The sequence below is a fragment of the Bradyrhizobium sp. B124 genome, from assembly GCF_038967635.1.
Classification (GTDB): Bacteria; Pseudomonadota; Alphaproteobacteria; order Rhizobiales; family Xanthobacteraceae; genus Bradyrhizobium.
The window spans coordinates 7016518-7036017 of record NZ_CP152413.1 but is presented as its reverse complement, the minus strand read 5'-3'; the positions used below and the strand labels follow the sequence as shown (position 1 = coordinate 7036017).

Annotated in this window: 19 protein-coding genes and 1 tRNA gene; 13 read left to right on the top strand and 7 right to left on the bottom strand. The window is 61.8% G+C overall.

Annotated elements, in window-relative coordinates; all coding sequences use genetic code 11:
* Positions 1-127: 127 nt before the first annotated feature.
* From carA to AAFG13_RS33540, 4 genes are all read left to right on the top strand, one after another.
* The gene (carA, locus tag AAFG13_RS33555) at positions 128-1321 is read left to right on the top strand and encodes a glutamine-hydrolyzing carbamoyl-phosphate synthase small subunit (protein WP_212313351.1); all 1194 of its coding nucleotides are present in this window, start codon (positions 128-130) and stop codon (positions 1319-1321) included.
* 167 nt (positions 1322-1488) lie between these two features.
* Positions 1489-1986, top strand: coding sequence for a PaaI family thioesterase (locus AAFG13_RS33550; protein WP_212313353.1), 498 nt, complete (start codon positions 1489-1491; stop codon positions 1984-1986).
* A gap of 140 nt (positions 1987-2126) precedes the next feature.
* Positions 2127-3227, top strand: a complete 1101-nt coding sequence (locus AAFG13_RS33545) for a mandelate racemase/muconate lactonizing enzyme family protein (protein ID WP_342709428.1) — start codon at positions 2127-2129, stop codon at positions 3225-3227.
* 62 nt (positions 3228-3289) lie between these two features.
* Complete coding sequence (locus AAFG13_RS33540) at positions 3290-3811, top strand: hypothetical protein (RefSeq protein ID WP_342709427.1); 522 nt, start codon at positions 3290-3292, stop codon at positions 3809-3811.
* 170 nt (positions 3812-3981) lie between these two features.
* Here the strand turns inward: AAFG13_RS33540 and AAFG13_RS33535 are convergent, their stop codons facing one another.
* Positions 3982-4521: a DNA starvation/stationary phase protection protein gene (locus AAFG13_RS33535; protein WP_212313359.1), complete on the bottom strand. Its 540-nt coding sequence runs from the start codon at positions 4519-4521 to the stop codon at positions 3982-3984.
* A 125-nt stretch (positions 4522-4646) separates the two neighbouring features.
* Between AAFG13_RS33535 and AAFG13_RS33530 the strand changes: the two genes are divergently transcribed.
* From AAFG13_RS33530 to AAFG13_RS33510, 5 genes are all read left to right on the top strand, one after another.
* Positions 4647-5336: a class I SAM-dependent methyltransferase gene (locus tag AAFG13_RS33530; RefSeq protein WP_212313361.1), complete on the top strand. Its 690-nt coding sequence runs from the start codon at positions 4647-4649 to the stop codon at positions 5334-5336.
* A 77-nt stretch (positions 5337-5413) separates the two neighbouring features.
* Positions 5414-5489 (top strand) — tRNA-OTHER (locus AAFG13_RS33525).
* Positions 5490-5827: 338 nt separating this feature from the next.
* The gene (gene carB, locus AAFG13_RS33520) at positions 5828-9292 is read left to right on the top strand and encodes a carbamoyl-phosphate synthase large subunit (RefSeq protein WP_212313368.1); all 3465 of its coding nucleotides are present in this window, start codon (positions 5828-5830) and stop codon (positions 9290-9292) included.
* 197 nt (positions 9293-9489) lie between these two features.
* A complete protein-coding gene (gene greA / locus AAFG13_RS33515; RefSeq protein ID WP_092124135.1) occupies positions 9490-9963 on the top strand; it encodes a transcription elongation factor GreA in 474 nt (157 codons plus the stop codon).
* Between the two features lie 343 nt (positions 9964-10306).
* Entirely contained in the window at positions 10307-10711 is a 405-nt protein-coding gene (locus AAFG13_RS33510; RefSeq protein ID WP_212313370.1) for a DoxX family protein, read from the top strand.
* A 386-nt stretch (positions 10712-11097) separates the two neighbouring features.
* Here AAFG13_RS33510 and AAFG13_RS33505 read toward each other — a convergent pair whose 3' ends face one another.
* From AAFG13_RS33505 to AAFG13_RS33490, 4 genes are all read right to left on the bottom strand, one after another.
* Positions 11098-11808 carry a hypothetical protein gene (locus AAFG13_RS33505; RefSeq protein WP_249131892.1) on the bottom strand — a complete coding sequence of 237 codons (711 nt, stop codon included), beginning with the start codon at positions 11806-11808 and terminating at the stop codon, positions 11098-11100.
* An 81-nt stretch (positions 11809-11889) separates the two neighbouring features.
* The gene (locus AAFG13_RS33500; RefSeq protein WP_212313372.1) at positions 11890-12090 is read right to left on the bottom strand and encodes a hypothetical protein; all 201 of its coding nucleotides are present in this window, start codon (positions 12088-12090) and stop codon (positions 11890-11892) included.
* A 186-nt stretch (positions 12091-12276) separates the two neighbouring features.
* Positions 12277-12861: a protein-S-isoprenylcysteine O-methyltransferase gene (locus AAFG13_RS33495; RefSeq protein ID WP_212313374.1), complete on the bottom strand. Its 585-nt coding sequence runs from the start codon at positions 12859-12861 to the stop codon at positions 12277-12279.
* A gap of 375 nt (positions 12862-13236) precedes the next feature.
* Positions 13237-13779 carry a GDSL-type esterase/lipase family protein gene (locus AAFG13_RS33490; RefSeq protein ID WP_342709425.1) on the bottom strand — a complete coding sequence of 181 codons (543 nt, stop codon included), beginning with the start codon at positions 13777-13779 and terminating at the stop codon, positions 13237-13239.
* Between the two features lie 281 nt (positions 13780-14060).
* Between AAFG13_RS33490 and AAFG13_RS33485 the strand changes: the two genes are divergently transcribed.
* The gene (locus AAFG13_RS33485) at positions 14061-15260 is read left to right on the top strand and encodes an alpha/beta hydrolase (RefSeq protein WP_212313376.1); all 1200 of its coding nucleotides are present in this window, start codon (positions 14061-14063) and stop codon (positions 15258-15260) included.
* A 71-nt stretch (positions 15261-15331) separates the two neighbouring features.
* Here the strand turns inward: AAFG13_RS33485 and AAFG13_RS33480 are convergent, their stop codons facing one another.
* Complete coding sequence (locus AAFG13_RS33480; protein WP_029081984.1) at positions 15332-15811, bottom strand: Lrp/AsnC family transcriptional regulator; 480 nt, start codon at positions 15809-15811, stop codon at positions 15332-15334.
* A gap of 283 nt (positions 15812-16094) precedes the next feature.
* Here AAFG13_RS33480 and trxB point away from each other — a divergent pair, with 283 nt between their 5' ends.
* Positions 16095-17060: a thioredoxin-disulfide reductase gene (gene trxB / locus AAFG13_RS33475; protein ID WP_342709424.1), complete on the top strand. Its 966-nt coding sequence runs from the start codon at positions 16095-16097 to the stop codon at positions 17058-17060.
* Positions 17061-17062: 2 nt separating this feature from the next.
* Positions 17063-17983, top strand: coding sequence for a LysR family transcriptional regulator (locus AAFG13_RS33470; protein ID WP_029081982.1), 921 nt, complete (start codon positions 17063-17065; stop codon positions 17981-17983).
* 232 nt (positions 17984-18215) lie between these two features.
* Here the strand turns inward: AAFG13_RS33470 and AAFG13_RS33465 are convergent, their stop codons facing one another.
* On the bottom strand, positions 18216-18383 hold the full coding sequence (locus tag AAFG13_RS33465) for a hypothetical protein (RefSeq protein WP_342709423.1): 168 nt from the start codon (positions 18381-18383) through the stop codon (positions 18216-18218).
* A 178-nt stretch (positions 18384-18561) separates the two neighbouring features.
* Between AAFG13_RS33465 and AAFG13_RS33460 the strand changes: the two genes are divergently transcribed.
* Positions 18562-19476: a 4-hydroxy-tetrahydrodipicolinate synthase gene (locus AAFG13_RS33460; RefSeq protein WP_212313384.1), complete on the top strand. Its 915-nt coding sequence runs from the start codon at positions 18562-18564 to the stop codon at positions 19474-19476.
* Positions 19477-19500: the final 24 nt, after the last annotated feature.

The following is a 19500-nucleotide window of genomic DNA, read 5'->3' as shown; positions in this document are numbered from 1 at the left end:
AAACGGCCGCTTCAAGGAACTTTAGATTAAAAGGCCGTTCAGGCCTGTCAAATCGGCGGGTATTGCCGTGTGAATCCGTGCCCTTTCGCTTTGACGCCGCAGGGTGCGGCGACTATTTAAAGGGCTCATGACAACCCCCGAAAACGCTCCCGCCTGGCCGGACCACAAACCGACCGCGCTCCTTGTGCTCGCCGATGGTACCGTGCTGGAAGGCTTCGGTCTCGGCGCGGAAGGCCACGCCGTCGGCGAGGTCTGCTTCAACACCGCGATGACCGGCTATGAGGAGATCCTCACCGATCCGTCCTATGCCGGGCAGATCATCACCTTCACCTTCCCGCATATCGGCAATGTCGGCACCAATGAGGAAGACATCGAGACGGTGAACATGGCCGCGACACCCGGCGCGCGCGGCGTGATCCTGCGCTCGGCGATCACGGATCCCTCGAACTACCGCGCCACCAAGCATCTCGATCAGTGGTTGAAGGCGCGCGGCATCATCGGCCTCTCCGGCATCGACACGAGGGCGCTGACCGCGCTGATCCGCTCCAAGGGCATGCCCAACGCCGTGATCGCGCACGCCAGGAACGGCGAGTTCGACCTGCACGGCCTGAAGGAAGAGGCCCGCGAATGGCCGGGCCTCGAGGGCATGGACCTGGTGCCGATGGTCACCTCCGGCCAGCGCTTCACCTGGGATGAGACCCCCTGGGAGTGGGGCAAGGGTTTTGGCCAGCAGACCGCGCCGGAGTTCAACGTGGTTGCGATCGACTACGGCATCAAGCGCAACATCCTGCGCCTGCTCGCCGGTGTCGGCGCCAAGGTGACCGTGGTGCCGGCGACGACGGCGGCCGAGGATATCCTGGCGATGAAGCCGGACGGCGTGTTCCTGTCGAACGGCCCCGGCGATCCCGCCGCGACCGGCAAATATGCCGTGCCGGTCATCCAGAAGGTGATCGCTTCGGGGACGCCGACCTTCGGCATCTGCCTCGGCCATCAGATGCTCGGCCTCGCCGTCGGCGCCAAGACCATGAAGATGCACCAGGGCCATCACGGCGCCAACCATCCGGTCAAGGACGAGACCACCGGCAAGGTCGAGATCACCTCGATGAACCACGGCTTCGCGGTGGACCAGGCGACGCTGCCCAAAGGCGCGACCCAGACCCATATCTCGCTGTTCGACGGCTCCAATTGCGGCATCGCGCTCGAGGGCAAGCCGGTGTTCTCGGTGCAGTACCACCCCGAGGCCTCGCCCGGCCCGCGCGACTCGCACTATCTGTTCCAGCGGTTTGCCGATTTGATGCGGAAGAAGAAGAGCGCTGCCTAGAGTTCGATCGTCATTGCCGGGCTTGACCCGGCAATCCATCCCTTAAAGAAAGTTGGATGCCCGGACCACCTGGTCCGGGCATGATCTTTTGTCACACCTTGCGTGAGCGGTCTCTGCCAAGCTACTCGTCATATGATGACGATCATCGAGCAGCAGGATTGCCCGACATGACCGATAGCGCCACCCCAAAGCCCGCATATGGCGTGACCTCGATCGAGCTGATGGCGTCGATGCCGGGGCTCGACTTCGTGCGCGGCATCTTCGCCCGCACCCTGCCGGAGCCGCCGATCATGGAGAACGTCGAGCCGTTCGACTGCACCGCCGAGCCGGGTCATGTGGTGATCCACAGCATCCCCGGGCTGCGCCACTACAACCCGATCGGCTCGGTGCATGGCGGCTATGTGGCGATTCTGCTCGATTCCGCAATGGCGCTCGCGGTGCAGACAACATTGCCGAAGGGTTCGGGCTACACCACGCTGGAGTTCAAGATCTCCTTCGTCCGCGGCATGAGCCAGGACACCGGCAAGATCCGCACCGAGGGCCGGGTGCTCAATGCCGGCCGGCGCGCCGCGACCGCCGAAGGCCGCATCACCGATCAGAACGGCAAGCTGATCGCGCACGCCACCACGACCTGCATGGTGTTCGAGCTTCCCAAAAACGCCTGAAGGCAATCGCGTCTTGGCGTAAGGTCCTGGCGCAATGGAGGCATGACGAAGCGCGCTGGATTGGCGGCAGTGCTCTGTGATTGAGTTTCCCTGACCGAGATCAGGCCACATGATCCGGCCTGGAAGGAAGGAAACGCCCGATGACCTCAACCAATCCGGACATGACCATCCGCGACATCCGCGTCACAATGCTGCGGCTGCCCTGGGCCGACGATCGCTGGCTGAAGGGCGCAGCGCTGGGCGCGACGCGCGACATCCTGATCTGCGACGTCGAGACGTCCGGCGGCATCACCGGCATGGGCTATCTGTTCGTGTTCCGCCCGGCGATGCAGTCGATCGCGGCCTGTCTCGACGAGTGCATCATCCCGCGCGTGATCGACAAGGATGCCACCGCGATCGAGGCGATCTGGCGCGATCTGTGGACGGCGACGATGACCTATGGCCGCGGCGGCATCGCCGCGATGGCGATGTCGGCGCTCGACATCGCGCTGTGGGATGCGGTGGGGAAACGCGCCGGCCTGCCACTGCACCGGCTGTGGGGGCACTATCGCTCGGAAATCCCGATCTATGGTTCGGGCTGCTTCCGCGGCGCCGGCGGCGACGGGATGATCGAGAAAGCGCTGCATTTCGTCAAGCAGGGCTACAAGGCGATCAAGATGCAGGTCGCGCATGTTCACACGCCTGCGCAGGACCTCGACAATGTGCGCCGCATGCGCGAGGCGCTCGGGCTCGACATCGACATCATGATCGATGTCAACATGGGCTGGAGCGCCGATGTCGCCATCGAGATGGGACGCAAGTTCGAGAAATACGATATCTACTGGCTGGAGGAGCCGGTGCCGGCCGATGATTTCGCCGGCTATCAGCGCATCGCGGCGGCGCTCGACATGCGCGTCGTCGGCGGCGAGACGCATTTCACGCGCTACGATCTGCGGCCGTTCTTCCTCAATCCGTGCCTGCCGATCCTGCAGCCCGACCCGATGCGCGGCGGCATGACCGACCTGCGCAAGATCGCGGCGCTCGCGGACACCTTCGGCATCACCATCGCGCCGCATCTGTTCCCCGAACTCAATGTGCACTTGCTGGCGTCTATCCCGAACGGCATCTGGTGCGAGAACATGGCCCTGATCGACGACCTCTGGGTCGATCCGCCGGAGATTGCCAATGGCATGATCACCGCGCCGGAGCGGCCGGGGCATGGGCTCAAATTCAAGGACGAGGTGCTGAAGTTCAAGATCTAGCGGGAACGGTTTCCGGACCGACGGTTTGATATCACCGCCCCTCGCAACGCTGGAGAGCCGCCATGCCGGTGGTGAGTAAGGATGCCGAACCCCAGACCTTCGTCTTTCAAGACGACGGCCTGGTGCCGAACAATCCGATGCCGTTCCTGGTCTACAAGGCCGCGGTCAACGTTGGCAAAAATCCCGAGGCCACGATCGAGCAGCTGTTCGGCGACAATGGCTGGGGCGCGATGTGGCGGAATGGCGTCTACGACTTCGCGCATTACCACGCCACCGTGCACGAGGTACTGGGCGTCGCCCGTGGCAGCGCGCGCGTGCGGTTCGGCGGCGAGCACGGGCGCGCGCTCGAGATTGCGGCCGGCGACGTCGCGATCCTGCCGGCCGGCACCGGGCATCAATGCCTGTCGGCGAGCAGCGACTTCAGCGTGGTCGGCGCCTATCCGCCGGGCCCGCCGATGGACCTGCAACGGCTGACACCGGAGAACCACGCCCGGGCGCTGAAGACGATCCCGCTGGTGGCGATCCCCACGACCGATCCGGTGATGGGCAGGAACGGGCCGCTGGTGCGGCTGTGGAGACGGTGATGCTTCCAGCGAGCGCTGCTCCCTTCCCTTCTCCCCAGGTGGGAGAAGGTGGCGCGGATGAAACCCGCGACGGATGAGGGGTCTGCATCCGCGGATAGAGACCCCTCACCCGGCTTCATCTCGCTCCGCTCGATTGCGCCACCCTCTCCCACAAGGGGAGAGGGTGAAACTCAGGCTGCGTTGCTGCCTTCCTGGCGGCTTGCCTCGAACAGGAACCAGGTGCGGCGCTCGGTCTCGTCGATGAAGGTTTCGAGCAGGCCGGCGGTGCCGGAATCCTCATGGTCGTCGGCGAGCTTGTGCGCCTTGCGCATCGCTGCCGCCATGTGCTTGTTGTCTTCCATCAACTCGCGCAGCATTTCGCGCGGCGGGACAAAGTTCTCGTCATTGTCCTTGATGGTCTGATGCTTGGCGATATCGCCGATCGACCTCAGCGTCGCACCGCCGAGCTTGCGTACCCGCTCGGCGAGCTGGTCGGTGGTCGCGAAGATCGCGTCCGACTGCTCGTCCAGCAATAAATGGTAATCATGGAAATGCCGGCCGCTGACGTGCCAGTGAAAATTCTTGGTCTTCAGGTAGAGCGCGAAGGCGTCCGCCAGAAGCGTGTTGAGCGAGGCCGAGATCGTATCCACCGCGGCTTGCGGGAGATCGTTCGGCGTGTCGAGATCGGGCGATATCTTGTCAGTCTTAGCGTCACTCTTGGCTTTGCTCACGTTGGACCTTCCTGTTAGGAACCCCGTATTTCGGCGCATTGAACATTGGCCGCCGGACCGCTAACGCATCATCAGCCCACCTGTTCCTGGAAGTCAGGAACCCGTTCTGCCGGATACCAAACGCGATGGATGAATGGATCGACTATTACGATTCCACGCATACGATCTATGCCAGCCGACTGCACCGCGACCTGCATTTCCAGGTCATCGCAAACGACATCATCGGCTACATCACCTCGCCCGACGCCGTGGTGCTGGACTATGCCTGCGGTGAGGCGCTGTCGGCGGCCAAGGTCGCCAATGCCTGCGCCCAGCTCTATCTGGCGGAGCCGGCGCCCGGCGTGCGCGGCCGCCTGGTCGCGCGCTTCGCATACGACACCAGGATCCGCGTCCGCTCGCTCGATGAGCTGAAGAACATGGCGGCGGATTCGATCGACCTCGTGGTGATGAACTCGGTGGCGCAATACATGACGCCGCAGGAGCTCGACTCCGCGTTCGACGTGATCCACCGCCTGCTGAAACCCTCGGGCCGTTTCGTGCTCGGCGATATCCTGCGGCCCGAAGTCGGCATGGCCAGGGACGTCATCGCGCTGCTGCGCTTCGCGGCGACCCATGGCTTCCTGCGCGATGCCCTGGTCGGGCTCGCCTCGACCGCACTGTCCGATTACCGGCAGCTGCGCACCAGGATCGGGCTGCAGCGCTACCGCGAGGACGAGATGATCGCGAAGCTCGGCGCCGCGGGCTTTGACGCCACGCGCGCGCCGCGCAACATCGGGCACAATCCGTGGCGGATGACGTTCGTGGCCCACCACTGATCAGAGGTTGAACAACATATTAGGGTTAACCAAAAGTAAACGTAGCGGCCGCTGAAATAATCAGCAATGATCCACTCGGCCCGGTGGCGGAAGCGTCGACGCGGCAGTGGTGCAACACTGTTTATCCTGGTTCAACTCCAGGCCGGGCCTCCACGCTTCGCCCTGACGGGCTACGCGTGGCGCAGCCACGCAGGACCGGCGGGGCAAAGCGTGTCCGGCGTAGCTTGAGCGTAGCGAAAGCGTAGACGGACTGGGCAGTTGGCCCCCCGCGTCCTGAGCACCCCAGCCGGGTATGGGTCGAATACGGAATTTCCCCCAGAATCGCAGTTGATTGGGCATTTTTGGGGGTTTCGCAGGTGCGGAAACTGGTCTAAAGACCACCCGCGCGCGAGGGATCGCGCTTCCGGCGCTACAAGATGTGGCGCATGGCTCGAGGGACGCGCGGGACGCGCGCCCTTTTTTTGTGCCCAAATTCCAGTCCGCGAGAGCTGATGCCCAAAAGAACCGACATCTCCACCATCCTGATCATCGGCGCCGGTCCCATCGTGATCGGCCAAGCCTGCGAATTCGACTATTCCGGCACGCAGGCGGTGAAGGCTCTGAAGGAAGAGGGTTACCGCGTCGTCCTCGTCAATTCCAATCCGGCCACCATCATGACCGATCCGGAACTGGCGGACGCGACCTATATCGAACCGATCACCCCCGAGATCGTCGGCAAGATCATCGAGAAGGAGCGCAACGTCATCCCGGGCGGCTTCGCGCTGTTGCCGACCATGGGCGGCCAGACCGCGCTGAACTGCGCACTCTCGTTGCGCCGGCAGGGCACGCTCGACAAGTTCGACGTCGAGATGATCGGCGCCACCGCTGACGCCATCGACAAGGCCGAGGACCGCCAGCTGTTCCGCGAGGCCATGACCAAGATCGGGCTGGAGACGCCAAAATCGCGGCTCGCCAACGCCTCGGCGCTGAAGAAGTCCTACCGCGACAAATACCTTGCCGAGCGGGAGAAGCTGTCCGGCGAGGCGCTGGAAGAACTCGAGCGGCAGTGGACGCTTGGCGAGAACGAACGCCGCAAACGCTATCAGGAGCACGCGTTCGGCGAGGCCTTGATGGCGCTGTCGGAAATCGGCTTGCCCGCGATCATCCGGCCCTCCTTCACCATGGGCGGCACCGGCGGCGGCATTGCCTACAACAAGGAAGAATTCCTCGACATCATTGAGCGCGGGCTCGACGCCTCGCCGACCAACGAGGTTCTGATCGAGGAAAGCGTGCTCGGCTGGAAAGAGTACGAGATGGAGGTGGTGCGCGATAAAAAGGACAATTGCATCATCATCTGCTCGATCGAGAACCTCGATCCGATGGGCGTGCATACCGGCGATTCCATCACCATCGCGCCCGCCCTGACGTTGACCGACAAGGAATACCAGGTCATGCGCGACGCCTCGCTGGCGGTGCTGCGCGAGATCGGGGTCGAGACCGGCGGCTCCAACGTCCAGTTCGGCATCAACCCCGTCGACGGCCGCATGGTCGTGATCGAGATGAATCCGCGCGTGTCGCGCTCGTCGGCGCTGGCTTCCAAAGCCACCGGCTTCCCGATCGCAAAGGTCGCAGCCAAGCTCGCGGTCGGCTACACGCTCGACGAAATCGCCAACGACATCACCGGCGGCGCCACCCCCGCCTCGTTCGAGCCGACGATCGACTACGTCGTCACGAAAATTCCGCGCTTTGCGTTCGAGAAATTCCCCGGCGCCTCCTCGACGCTGACCACGTCGATGAAGTCGGTCGGCGAGGTGATGGCGATCGGCCGCACCTTCCAGGAGAGCCTGCAGAAGGCCCTGCGCGGGCTCGAGACCGGCCTGACCGGCCTCGACGAAATCGAGATCGACGGGCTCGGCCGCGGCGACGACAAGAACGCGATCCGCGCCGCGCTCGGCACCCCGACGCCGAACCGCATCCTGCAGGTCGCGCAAGCGATGCGGCTCGGCTGGACCGACGAGGAGATCTTCAACTCCTGCAAGATCGACCCCTGGTTCCTGGCGGAGATGCGCGCCATCGTCGAGATGGAGGACAAGGTCCGCCGCAACGGCCTGCCGCCGAACGCGTTCGCAATGCGAACCCTGAAAGCAATGGGCTTCTCCGATGCGCGGCTCGCCGTGCTCACGGAAACCACCGAAGCCGACGTCACCGCCAAGCGCCACGCGCTCGGGGTGCGCCCGGTGTTCAAGCGCATCGACACCTGCGCGGCCGAGTTCGCTTCGCCCACCGCCTACATGTATTCGACCTATGAGCGGCCGTTCGCGGGCGAGCTTGCCGACGAGAGCGCGCCGTCCGACCGCAAGAAGGTGATCATTCTCGGCGGCGGGCCGAACCGCATCGGCCAGGGCATCGAGTTCGACTATTGCTGCTGCCACGCCTGCTTCGCGCTCGAGGACGCCGGCTACGAGACCATCATGGTCAACTGCAATCCGGAAACGGTGTCGACCGACTACGACACTGCGAACCGGCTGTATTTCGAGCCGCTCACCGCCGAAGACGTGCTGGAGATCGTCGCGACCGAGCGCAAGAACGGCACACTGCACGGCGTGATCGTGCAGTTCGGCGGCCAGACCCCGCTGAAGCTTGCCCGCGCGCTCGAAGCCGCCGAAGTGCCGATCCTCGGCACCTCGCCGGATGCGATCGACCTCGCCGAGGACCGCGACCGCTTCAAGCGCGTGCTCGACAAGCTGCGCCTCAAGCAGCCGAAGAACGGCATCGCCTATTCGGTCGAGCAGGCACGCCTGGTGGCCGCCGATCTCGATCTGCCGCTGGTGGTGCGCCCGTCCTACGTGCTCGGCGGCCGCGCGATGCAGATCATCCGCGAGGAGACCCAGCTCAACGATTACCTGCTCGGCACCCTGCCCGAGCTGGTTCCCGCCGACGTCAAGGCACGCTACCCGAACGACAAGACCGGGCAGATCAACACCGTGCTCGGCAAGAACCCGCTGCTGTTCGACCGCTATCTGTCTGATGCGACCGAAGTCGATGTCGACTGCCTCTGCGACGGCAAGGACACCTTCATCGTCGGCATCATGGAGCACATCGAGGAAGCCGGCATCCATTCCGGCGACTCCGCCTGCTCGCTGCCGCCGCATTCGCTCGATGCGAACACCATCGAGGAGCTGGAGCGGCAGACCCGCGAGCTCGCGCTCGGCCTCGACGTGGTCGGCCTGATGAACGTGCAATACGCCATCAAGGACGGCGAGATCTACGTGCTTGAGGTCAACCCGCGCGCGTCCCGCACCGTGCCGTTCGTCGCCAAGGTGATCGGCATGCCGGTCGCCAAGATCGCGGCGCGGATCATGGCCGGCGAGAAGCTCGCCGACTTCAAGCTGAAGAAGAAGAAGCTCGACCATGTCGGCGTGAAGGAATCGGTGTTCCCGTTCGCGCGCTTCCCCGGCGTCGACACCGTGCTCGGACCGGAGATGCGTTCGACCGGCGAAGTGATGGGCATCGACCGCTCGTTCGAGGTGGCATTCGCGAAGAGCCAGCTCGGCGGCGGCACGCGTGTGCCGCGGCAGGGCACGGTGTTCGTCTCGGTGCGTGGCGACGACAAGATGCGCATTGCGGATGCGGTGCGGCTGTTGCACTCGCTCGGCTTCAAGGTGATGGCAACCTCGGGCACGCAACGCTATCTCAGCGATCACGGCGTGCCGACGGAAAAGGTGAACAAGGTGCTCGAAGGGCGTCCACACATCGTCGACGCCATCACCAATGGCGACGTCCAGCTGGTCTTCAATACCACCGAAGGTCCGCAGGCCCTGGCGGACAGCCGCTCGCTGCGGCGGGCTGCCCTCTTGCATAAAGTGCCATATTACACCACTCTTTCAGGCGCGGTGGCGGCCGCGCGGGGGATCCGGGCCTATCGGGACGGGGACCTTGAGGTCCGCACGCTTCAGAGTTACTTTTCCGAAAGCTGACCGCTGCCCGGGCTGACGGCCCGAAGCGGTCAATTAGCCGAATGGCTGGAACTCACCGCGCGATTGGATGTTGTCACGGCCCTTAGCGGGGCCGAAAATCACTGGGCTTCCGGGCGCGTTCGCGTCCTGATTCCTGCGTTAGCTGAACTGGATATTCGTGCACGGCCGCCGGGCGCGCACGATGAAGGACGAAGATGATGGATAAGGTTCCGATGACCGCGGGCGGATACGCCGCGCTGACGAACGAGTTGAAGCATCGCCAATCGGTGGATCGTCCGCGCATCATCGAACACATTGCGGAAGCGCGCTCGCACGGCGACCTCTCTGAGAACGCCGAGTATCACGCCGCCAAGGAAGAGCAGTCGCACAACGAAGGCCGCATTGCCGAGCTCGAAGACAAGCTCGCGCGCGCCGACATCATCGACATCTCGAAACTGTCCGGCGACACCATCAAGTTCGGCGCCACCGTCACGCTGATCGACGAGGACACCGAGAAGAAGGCGGTGTGGCAGCTCGTCGGCGAGGTCGAAGCCGATGCCAAGAAGGGCCGCATCTCCATCACCTCGCCGCTTGCGCGCGCGCTGATCGGCAAGAAGAAAGGCGCCACCGTCGAAGTGATGGCACCGGGCGGCGCCAAGGCCTACGAGATCACCAAGGTCGAGTGGCGGTAGTTACCTTGACGTGACTGGTGCAAAAAGGCCGCGTGTTGCACGCGGCTTTTTTTGTGCCCGCGTTTCCCCCCGTCTGACAGCAATGTGAGTGGAGAGCGGGTAGGCGGCATACTAGTGAGGCCGTGACATGTTTATGCAGTATAATCATGTCGAGGACCGGGGGCGGAGCCGATGATTGCGTCGCAACACGCATCGTGGCGTGTCACCGTGTCGCTGCCGCGTTCTCTCGCAACTTCCGTGGAGCGAGGAATGATTCCAGGCGCAAGGTGTTGACATCACACTCGGGTGGCGAACACCGTGTGTTGTGCAATGTTCCAGCGTGTCAAACAGGGGGTTAATGACAATGGACCAGATGTTTTCCAAATGGCAGCCGACGGCGCTGAGCCTGTTCCGGTTCATCACTGGACTGCTGCTGTTTCAGTACGGCGTCGCGAAGATCTTCAAGTTTCCCGTGCTCGCCTACTTCGCCAATATCCCGCCGTTGATCCAGGCCGCGGGCTGGCTTGAACTGGTGCTCGGCGCGCTGTTGATGCTCGGCCTGTTCTCGCGGCTGGCCGCGTTCATCCTGTCGGGCGAGATGGCGTTCGCCTATTTCCTCGGCCACATGTTGAAGAACCCGGCCGAGCCGGTGTTGCTGCCGCTGCTCAACAACGGCACCGCAGCGATCCTGTTCTGCTTCGCCTGCCTCTACCTCGCGACCTCGGGCCCCGGCCCGATCAGCGTCGACGCGGCGATGGGCAAGAAGTAACAACGCTGAGCCCGTCCCGTTCAACCGGGAGGATAGTCGGAGAGCATGGGGACGCTGTCCGAGCGCGATGGGACAAACCCGAAGAGCGTTGCAAAGATGGAAGAGGCGCGGGTCCGGTGGACGATCTTCCTAGCGGTCCAAAAAAGGCATCTGAAGCCCGCTACATACTGAAGGTCAGTTGCTGCTCGCAGTTTCTGGCTGCTTTGCGAGAAAGTCCAGCATCAGCCCAGTTTAAATACGTTTTGGTGGGCTCGAACTTGTATTCCGTACCTGTTCGCATTGGATGCCAATGCAACCATCTGCCCCTTCATCTGAAGAAATCTCGGAAGCGTTCCCGATAGCGGCTTTGCCCAAGTGCAGCCGCTAGGTGGTCCTTGGTGGGAAAACTAACGATCCGAAGCGAGTTGCACCGTTTGGCGCCCGCCGTTCATGTCTCTCAACTGATTTACGTATTCCTCAGGCTTCAGCAAATGGAACGGAGCCTTCAAACCCATGAAGTTGGCAATACGACCAATAAAAGCCGTACAATTGGTCGTTTCCGCGTTCCAAACAGGTGAACTCGCCTGAAGCTCCTTGATATATGCAAAGACCTTCTTCGCGTCGGCCTCACTCAAGTACACGCGATAGCTGGCCGTTAAGTACTGCTCGTCAAGATCGCCGTAGCTGGCGCCCGTCTCGGAAGGTACCCACGTAAGATGGCCAAGCACGTAAGGCAGGACGTCGCCTGCCGGGTGCAACCCCGCAACTTCGACCTGCTTCTGGCTTGACTTGCCGTACCAGACAAACGCATGCCCATAAGAAGCTGCTGTGCGGGCACGAAAGTCCACGTAATACGGCCCTTTGGCCATGGACCTTCGAACCGGTTTCACGTCTGCTCCAGAAGCGGAAGCGCTCGGTCCAGCAGCGGCCGCTGCCATAACCGACCTTGACGACGGCTTAAGCGGCTTATCCTGTTGCAGCGGGGCTTGATCGGTCTGCGCAGCCAATTGCTGCGCATGACTGATGCCGGCTTCCAGAGTCACGGAAGCCACAATAACACCAACTCCGGCAAGCAGCCTCAGGCCGCTCCGTTTCCGATTCACTTCAGGCACCTTCAAACCCTCACCAGGGCAAGACGTCAGCCCCAAGCAGCGCCTTCAGCGAAAACTGAAGGGGGCGCGCTCTAGGCGATCCTTGAGCTAACCCTTCGTTACGATCGGAGCAGGCGCCTTTCCAACCGGGTACTTGCCGACCGGGTACTTGCCAACCGGATACTTGCCGATTGGCATCTTGCCAATCGGAGCAGTTTCAGCGACCGGCTGCGGATGAGGAAGGTCGGCGGCGCTGGCAGCGGCCATGAACCCGAAAGTCGCAACTCCAACAACCAGAAACTTCAACATAGTGATCTCCGATATGGGTAGCTGAGCACGAACAGCTTACCCTCTAATGGCTGCGACGCAATTAACGCTGTATCTAAGCTGGTGCTCCTGCCATCGTTTCTTTGCCGGATGTGACAAAAACGACACGGAGCGATTGCTTTGCGTGGTGTTGGATATGGACGGCGAGACCGATCTCGTACAGCCGGCTCAGAACGGCCCCGGTATAATGCGTCCGGTCCGCGCCATATATTCGCGATACTCGTCGCCGAACGTTTCCAGCATCATCTGTTCTTCTCTGGCAACCCGGCCGAAAAACAACGTTCCAAATCCGATCAGTCCAGCGAAACCGGCTACCAAATTCGGCAAGAGCAATGCTTGAGCGACAGCCCAAAGCCAGAATGCGGAATACATGGGGTGCCGGATTTTTTGATAGATTCCATCCGTGATCAGGCGGTGATTTTCCCGCACGTCGAGACTTAACGACCAATTCCGACCCAGGGCCCGATGGGTTAGCCGGAACATGACCAGCGCCGCAACCGCCACGAAAACGCCCAGCCAGGCTTGAACCGGCCGGAACACGTACGATGCGAAATGAGGCAGGGTCGTTACAATGTAGATGAATGGCACAACACCGAGACCCGTGAGCGATATTAGCAGCAGGGTGTTTTCGCGAGGACCTCGCGCGCTCCTCAAGACCTTTTCACGGCGAGCACGACGTGCGTATCGGTAGCGGATGAGGTACCAACCGACCGCCATCATGACAAATACGAACTTGGCAATGTCAGGTGTCATCGTGGGCCAAACGCTAGTTTCGCTGGCGCGTCATCTTTGCCGAACATTGAAAGAGCGCCAACCTTAGCGAGCGTTAGAGACTAGACTGATCCACAGATCAGCATGAATCAATGATACAAGGCGTGCGGATCGTTTCCACTGATAAATTGGCAGTGCGACCGGCAGAATCCAAGGTGGCTGCGTGGCTGGGCGCTCTTGTGAGAGGATGGCACAACGCGTGGGCGGGTGTAATCGCATTGGCCGTACTCTTGCTGGAACTGTCTCAAATAGCACCCGCTGAGAAAGACATTGACGAGACATTCTTCCCCGTGTCCGGCCATAGTCTGCGATCGACAGGATTGCGAGCGCCGACCGGTTGCCATAGCAAGGCTTTTTCTATCTCGCACGCGGCGAAGTCACGATGGCTCTCTGGTCTATCATCGCCAACACTCGCGGGAGTAACTGCGACGCTATGAAAGCATGACCGTCAGCCGTGAGGTGAATGAAGTCAAAAGCGTAATAGCGCGGAGGAATCTCTTCGTCGTACACGATGCTTTTGATGGCGCGGTCACGCAACCGCCGCTCCATCGCCGCGATGTTGGCCGCCCGCTGCTCCTTCGTCACAAAGAAACGCCTATCATTGCCTCCAGGCTGCAAGATCACGATGTCGGTTCCCTTTGGCACGTCGCTATCAATGCGCTTGAGCATGCCGGCCGTGGTATCGAAGGGAACGCCGGCGTTGACGACGTTCGCATTGACGCCCTTCTCTCTCAACAGGACTTCCAACTTAGCTGGGTAAGCGCCTTGCTTCCCAAGGTACCAACCTTGCGTGTTGCTTGCGCCGACCGCGACGATATGAATCGGCTTTGTAAAGGCGGCGCACACGGTCGCAAAGATACACATCGCTATAGTGATTGAGAATTTTCTAAACGTCGTCACCAGCGCCCTCCGGACTGAAGTGCGAACAAGAATAACACGGACACCGGGCCCCAAGGCGCAGCCCAGAGCCCTGGACCTGTCCTCCGCATTTTGTTGATCAAAGCCAATCTCAATGAGTGCGACCATCACGGCAGAGTGGTAATTTAATAAGGTATATCGGCCTCATCCATGTCAGGTCCACCAAGGATTCGGGATCAACGTGGTCCGAGTTCCCTAGTACAGTGTCTATTCGATTTCCCAGAATGAGTGGCAACCAGTCCATGCAGATTTCGAGTTGCTAGATGATTCGACGACGGCACGTCTTCCACGTTGGCGGTTACGATCCCGTCACTCCGGAACAGCAGGTCGAACGCCTGCGCCGCTCGCTATCGAGCTTCGATAGGATTTGGGGCGCTTCTTCACGGCTGTCGGAAACCTCGAACACATCTGCAATCGATGCTTCATGCAACGTGGAGGCGTGGGGTCCAAACTGGAAAACCAGCATTACCTTCGAGATGCTGCGCTGGGATGATCTCATTCGGTGCGATTCGAAAGTCGGGCTCGTGCCTCGTCTTGTACAGTCCGCGAAAGCGCTGTTCGACTTCATGATAACGGGAACACTGTTCAGATATGCGATGGCGAGTTGGAAGTACGCCCTCTTTTTCGTCTTTCCATATTGTTGTTTGCTGCTGATCGCATTGTGCAGCGCTGGGCTATCGTATCTGGTGATCGGGCCCTTACACGCTACACTTTGGGTGGAACTGCTGCTTGGCAGTTTTTTGTCGCTTGCCATCTTCGTCAGCGCTGTACTCTGGATCGGACCGAAGGGTCGCATAAACCACATTCTCGATGATGCCATTTTCTCCCACGAGTTCCTTTACGGGCGCAGAAGCGAACTTGATGCGCGACTCGACGACTTTGCGGAGCTGATCGCAAAGACAGCTCAGGCTGCAAAAGTTGATGAAATTCTCGTTGTTGGCCATTCTCTTGGCGCCGCACTCACAATAGCGGCGGTCGCGCGCGCGCTAAAATTGGATCCCCTGCTTGAAACGCGCGGACCGAAGCTGTGCGTTCTCACAGTGGGCGCCACTATTCCCAAATTCGCATTGCATCCGATGGGCGGCCAAATTCGGGAAGCGGCACAACTTGTGGCCGGAACGTCTGCCATCGACTGGGTCGAATACCAGGCACGAGATGACGCGATCAGCTTCTATCGCTTCGACCCCGTCACGCTGAAACGTACCAGCCGGGACTACTCAGGAGTGCACCCCAAGATTCGGCGCGTCCAAATACACTCGATGATAAGTCCGATCCGCTTCAGACGTCATCGATTCGACTTCATGCAGATCCACTATCAGTTCTTGATGGGGAACGATCAGCGCTCGGTTTACGACTATTGCATGATTACTTGCGGGCCGCTCGAGTTCGACGTCGCGACCTCACCATCCGGGGCAGTTGAACTATTCGAGGCAGACGGTTCGGCGATGACTGCCCGAAGTTGACGAGGAGCCTCTTCACCCCAGCTCAAACATCGGATGCCAGCGCATCGCCCGAAATGACGCGCCACGGCGCGCTACCCCGCCGCCTTCAGCCCCAACGGCACCGCCGCTTCGTATTTCGAATTGTGCAGCACCAGCGACGTCCTGACGTTGCGCACATGCGGCGCGGCCGTCAGGTGGGTGACGAAATCCTGGAAGGTCGCCATGTCGGGAGCGACGCATTTGAGGATGAAATCGACTTCGCCCGACAGCATCCAGCATTCCCGCACCAACGGCTCGGCGCGCACGAAATTCTCGAACGCGCGGAGGTCGGCGTCGGCCTGGCTCGACAGATGCACAGAAGCGAACACCGTGACGTCGTAGCCGAGGCGGCGCGGATCGAGCAGGCCGCGGTAGCCCTGGATGTAGCCCTCCTCCTCCAGCGCCCGGACCCTGCGCAGGCAGGGCGGCGGCGAGATCCCGACGCGTTTGGCGAGTTCCACATTGGTGATTCGGCCATCGGCCTGGATCTCGGCGAGGATTTTGAGGTCGATCTCGTCAAGGTTCTTCGACACGCGACTTGGGTTCCCTCAGGGTTCGGAAGGTTTGGCAGGTCTGCCGGCAACTCTCATAGCGCAGGCAGCCGGCATTGCGCAATTTTATTGCGCGTGCAGCGCACGATTTCGCGAATGTGACTTCAGTTCCGGGGAAAAATCGCTGCCATGGATTGCAAATCTTGCATAGCTTCCCAGATATCCTAGACTTGGATTTGACACTTTTGGCGCCGCCGTGACGCGTTTCCGGGGCGCTTCCCGCACAAGTCCTTGATCAAAATCCCCAAAACAGAGGGATCTCACAATGCCCGCGCCTACCCATGCCAAGGTCGTCATCATCGGGTCCGGCCCCGCCGGTTACACCGCAGCGATCTACGCGGCGCGCGCGATGCTCGAACCGATCCTGATCCAGGGCATTCAGCCGGGCGGGCAGCTCACCATCACCACCGACGTCGAGAACTACCCCGGCTTCGCCGATGTGATCCAGGGCCCCTGGCTGATGGAGCAGATGGAGAAGCAGGCGGCCCACGTCGGCACCAAGATCGTCACCGATCTCGTCAACAAGCTGGAGCTCGGCCACCGCCCGTTTCGTCTGACTTGCGATTCCGGCGACGTCTATCTCGCCGAGACGGTCATCCTCGCCACCGGCGCCCAGGCGCGCTGGCTCGGACTGCCCTCGGAAGAGAAGTTCCAGGGCGGCGGCGTGTCGGCCTGCGCGACCTGCGACGGCTTCTTCTACCGCGGCAAGGAGGTCGTGGTGGTCGGCGGCGGCAACACCGCGGTCGAGGAAGCGCTGTATCTGACCAATCATGCCTCGCAAGTCACCATCGTGCATCGCCGCAATCATTTCCGCGCCGAGCGCATCCTGCAGGAGCGGCTGTTCAAGCATCCCAAGATCAAGGTGGTGTGGGATTCCGCGATCGACGAGATCTGCGGCACGGAGAACCCGAACAAGGTCACCCATGTGCGGCTGAAGAACGTCAAGACCGGTGCGCTGACCGACCTCAAGACCGACGGCGTCTTCGTCGCAATCGGCCATGCGCCGGCGACGGAGCTCGTCAAAGGCCAGATCAAGCTGAAACCGTCGGGCTATGTCGAGGTGGCGCCGAACTCCACGGCGACCTCGATGCCCGGCCTGTTCGCCGCGGGCGACGTGGCGGATGAAACCTTTCGGCAGGCGGTCACCGCCGCCGGCCTCGGCTGCATGGCGGCGCTCGAGGCGGAACGCTTCATTGCTCTTCGCGCGAGCGATCGCGCAGCGGCGGAATAATCATGGCACGCTCTCGCGACGGATTTACGGATATGGATTGGGACAAGCTGAAGGTCTTTCACGCGGCGGCGGAGGCTGGCAGCTTCACGCATGCCGGCGAGCAGCTCGGCCTGTCGCAATCGGCGGTCTCCCGCCAGGTCAGCGCACTGGAGCAGGAGCTCTCGGTCTCGCTGTTTCACCGCCATGCGCGCGGCCTGATCCTCACCGAGCAGGGCGACCTGCTGTTCCGCACCGCGCATGACGTCTTCATGCAGCTGCAGGCGGCGCGCGCAAAGCTCACCGACAGCCGCGAGCGGCCGAGCGGCGATCTCAAGATCACGACGCCGCCGGCGCTCGGCATCAACTGGCTGATCCCGCGGCTCGACGAGTTCGTCGCGCTCTATCCGGACATCCGGATCTCGCTGATCGTCACCGACGAGGATCTCGACCTGTCGATGCGCGAGGCCGACGTTGCGATCCGCACCCGCAAGCCGACCCAGCCGGACCTGATCCAGCGCAAGCTGTTCTCGATCGGCTTCCATGCCTATTGCTCGCCGGAATACATCAAGCGCTTCGGCACGCCGCGGACGCTGGATGATCTCGACTCGCACCGCATCATCATGCTCGGCGACTCGCAGGTGCCGCCGCATCTGCAGAACCGCAGCTGGCTGATCGATGCCGGCCGCAACGGCTCCGGTCCGCGCGAACCCTACTTCAAGGTCAACAACATCCTTGGCCTGGTGCGCGCCTGCCAGCAGGGCCTCGGCATCGCAGCGTTGCCGGACTATCTGGTCGAACAGAACAACCTCGTACAGCTGTTCGGCGAGTCCGACTCGATCGCACTCGACACCTACTTCGTCTATCCGGAAGAGCTGAAGACAGTGGCCCGGGTGCAGGTGTTCCGCGATTTCGTGGTCAGCAAGGCGCAGCGCTGGCCGTCCTGATTAAGCCGCCCTTATAGGGCTGGTTTATAGGCCTTCCGCGCTGCCCGAAGAGGCCCCTGAATCTCCGCATGACTGACATGCGACCTGGATAGTTGCTGCAGGGCGTCGATGGGGATCATAGTGCTTACACGCTGAGCGGTCGCGTCGCGCATATGTCCCCCTCCTCCAGTGGCGCGGAAGTTCAGTAATCCCTCTTGGAAGGTGATTGTGTCGGCCTCACGTGGCCAATACCTTAAGCCGGGCTCACGCGAGCCCGGCTTTTTTTCATCTCCAAGTCTTTCACCTGCATGTCTTTCACCTGCATGTCTTTCACCTCTACGTCTCTCACCTTGATGTCATGCTCGAACGTGCCGCACGTCACGGTCAGCGGATTGACAACAACCTCGCAGCGCAGCATCATTGTCCAATGATCACGACTTCGTGCGCCGTTCTGTCGTCGAAAAAAGCTCCCCTCCCGGGGACACGAGATCGCGCGCGATAAGATCACCTTCGCATTCAACCGATCCCGAAACCCCGCCGCCTGGACGGGGTTTTTTTGTTGGTCCCGTCTCCGGCTTTGCCCCCTGAGGAGATGGAACATGACTGAACTACACCAGCAATTGCAGGGCCTCTGGCTGCCCCTGATCACGCCGTTCCGCGACGGCGAACTCGACGTCACCTCGCTGCGCCGCCTCGTGCGGCACTATGCCGACGGCCCCGTCGACGGCTTCATCCTCGGTGCAACCTCCGGTGAAGGCATGGCGCTCAGCACCGATGAGCTGGAGGGCCTGGTCAGCGTCGTGCTCGACGAGCTCAGTGCCAACTCCCGCCATTTGCCGGTCTGCCTCGGGCTCTCCGGCGCCTCTACGGCCAGGATGAAGGATGCGCTGGATGATACGGCCGACTGGCCGATCAACGGCTACCTGATCGCGAGCCCCTATTACATCAGGCCCTCGCAACGCGGGCTCGTGCAGCACTTCAACGCGCTGGCCGATCACGCGTCGTGGCCGGTCGTGCTCTACAACATTCCGTATCGCACAGCGGTGAACCTGACGAACGAGACGCTGCTGACGCTCGCGGAACATCCCAACATCGTCGGCATGAAGGATTGCTGTGCCGACCGCGCGCAGTCGATCGACTTCCTCAACCGCCGGCCCGCCGGCTTCCGCGTGCTGACCGGTGAGGACGCGCAGACATTCGATGCGCTCTCGGACGGCGCCGACGGCGCGATCCTGCTGTCCGCGCATCTGGAAACCAACACCTTCGCTTCGATCCGCACGCTGCTGCGGCAGGGTAAGCGCGACGCGGCGCTGGCGGCCTGGCAGAGCGTCGTCGGCCTGACCCGGCTGCTGTTCGCGGAACCAAGCCCCGCGCCGGCCAAGCACTGGTTGTGGCGGCAGGGGCTAATCGACAGCCCCGAGGTGCGGCTGCCGATGGTCGAAGTCAGCGAGGATCTCGCAACCTGGCTCGATGCCGAGATGGAGCGGCGCGCACAGCTTCTGCTGCCGGCGTGAAGGCCGCGGCCACACTCTGCTCCC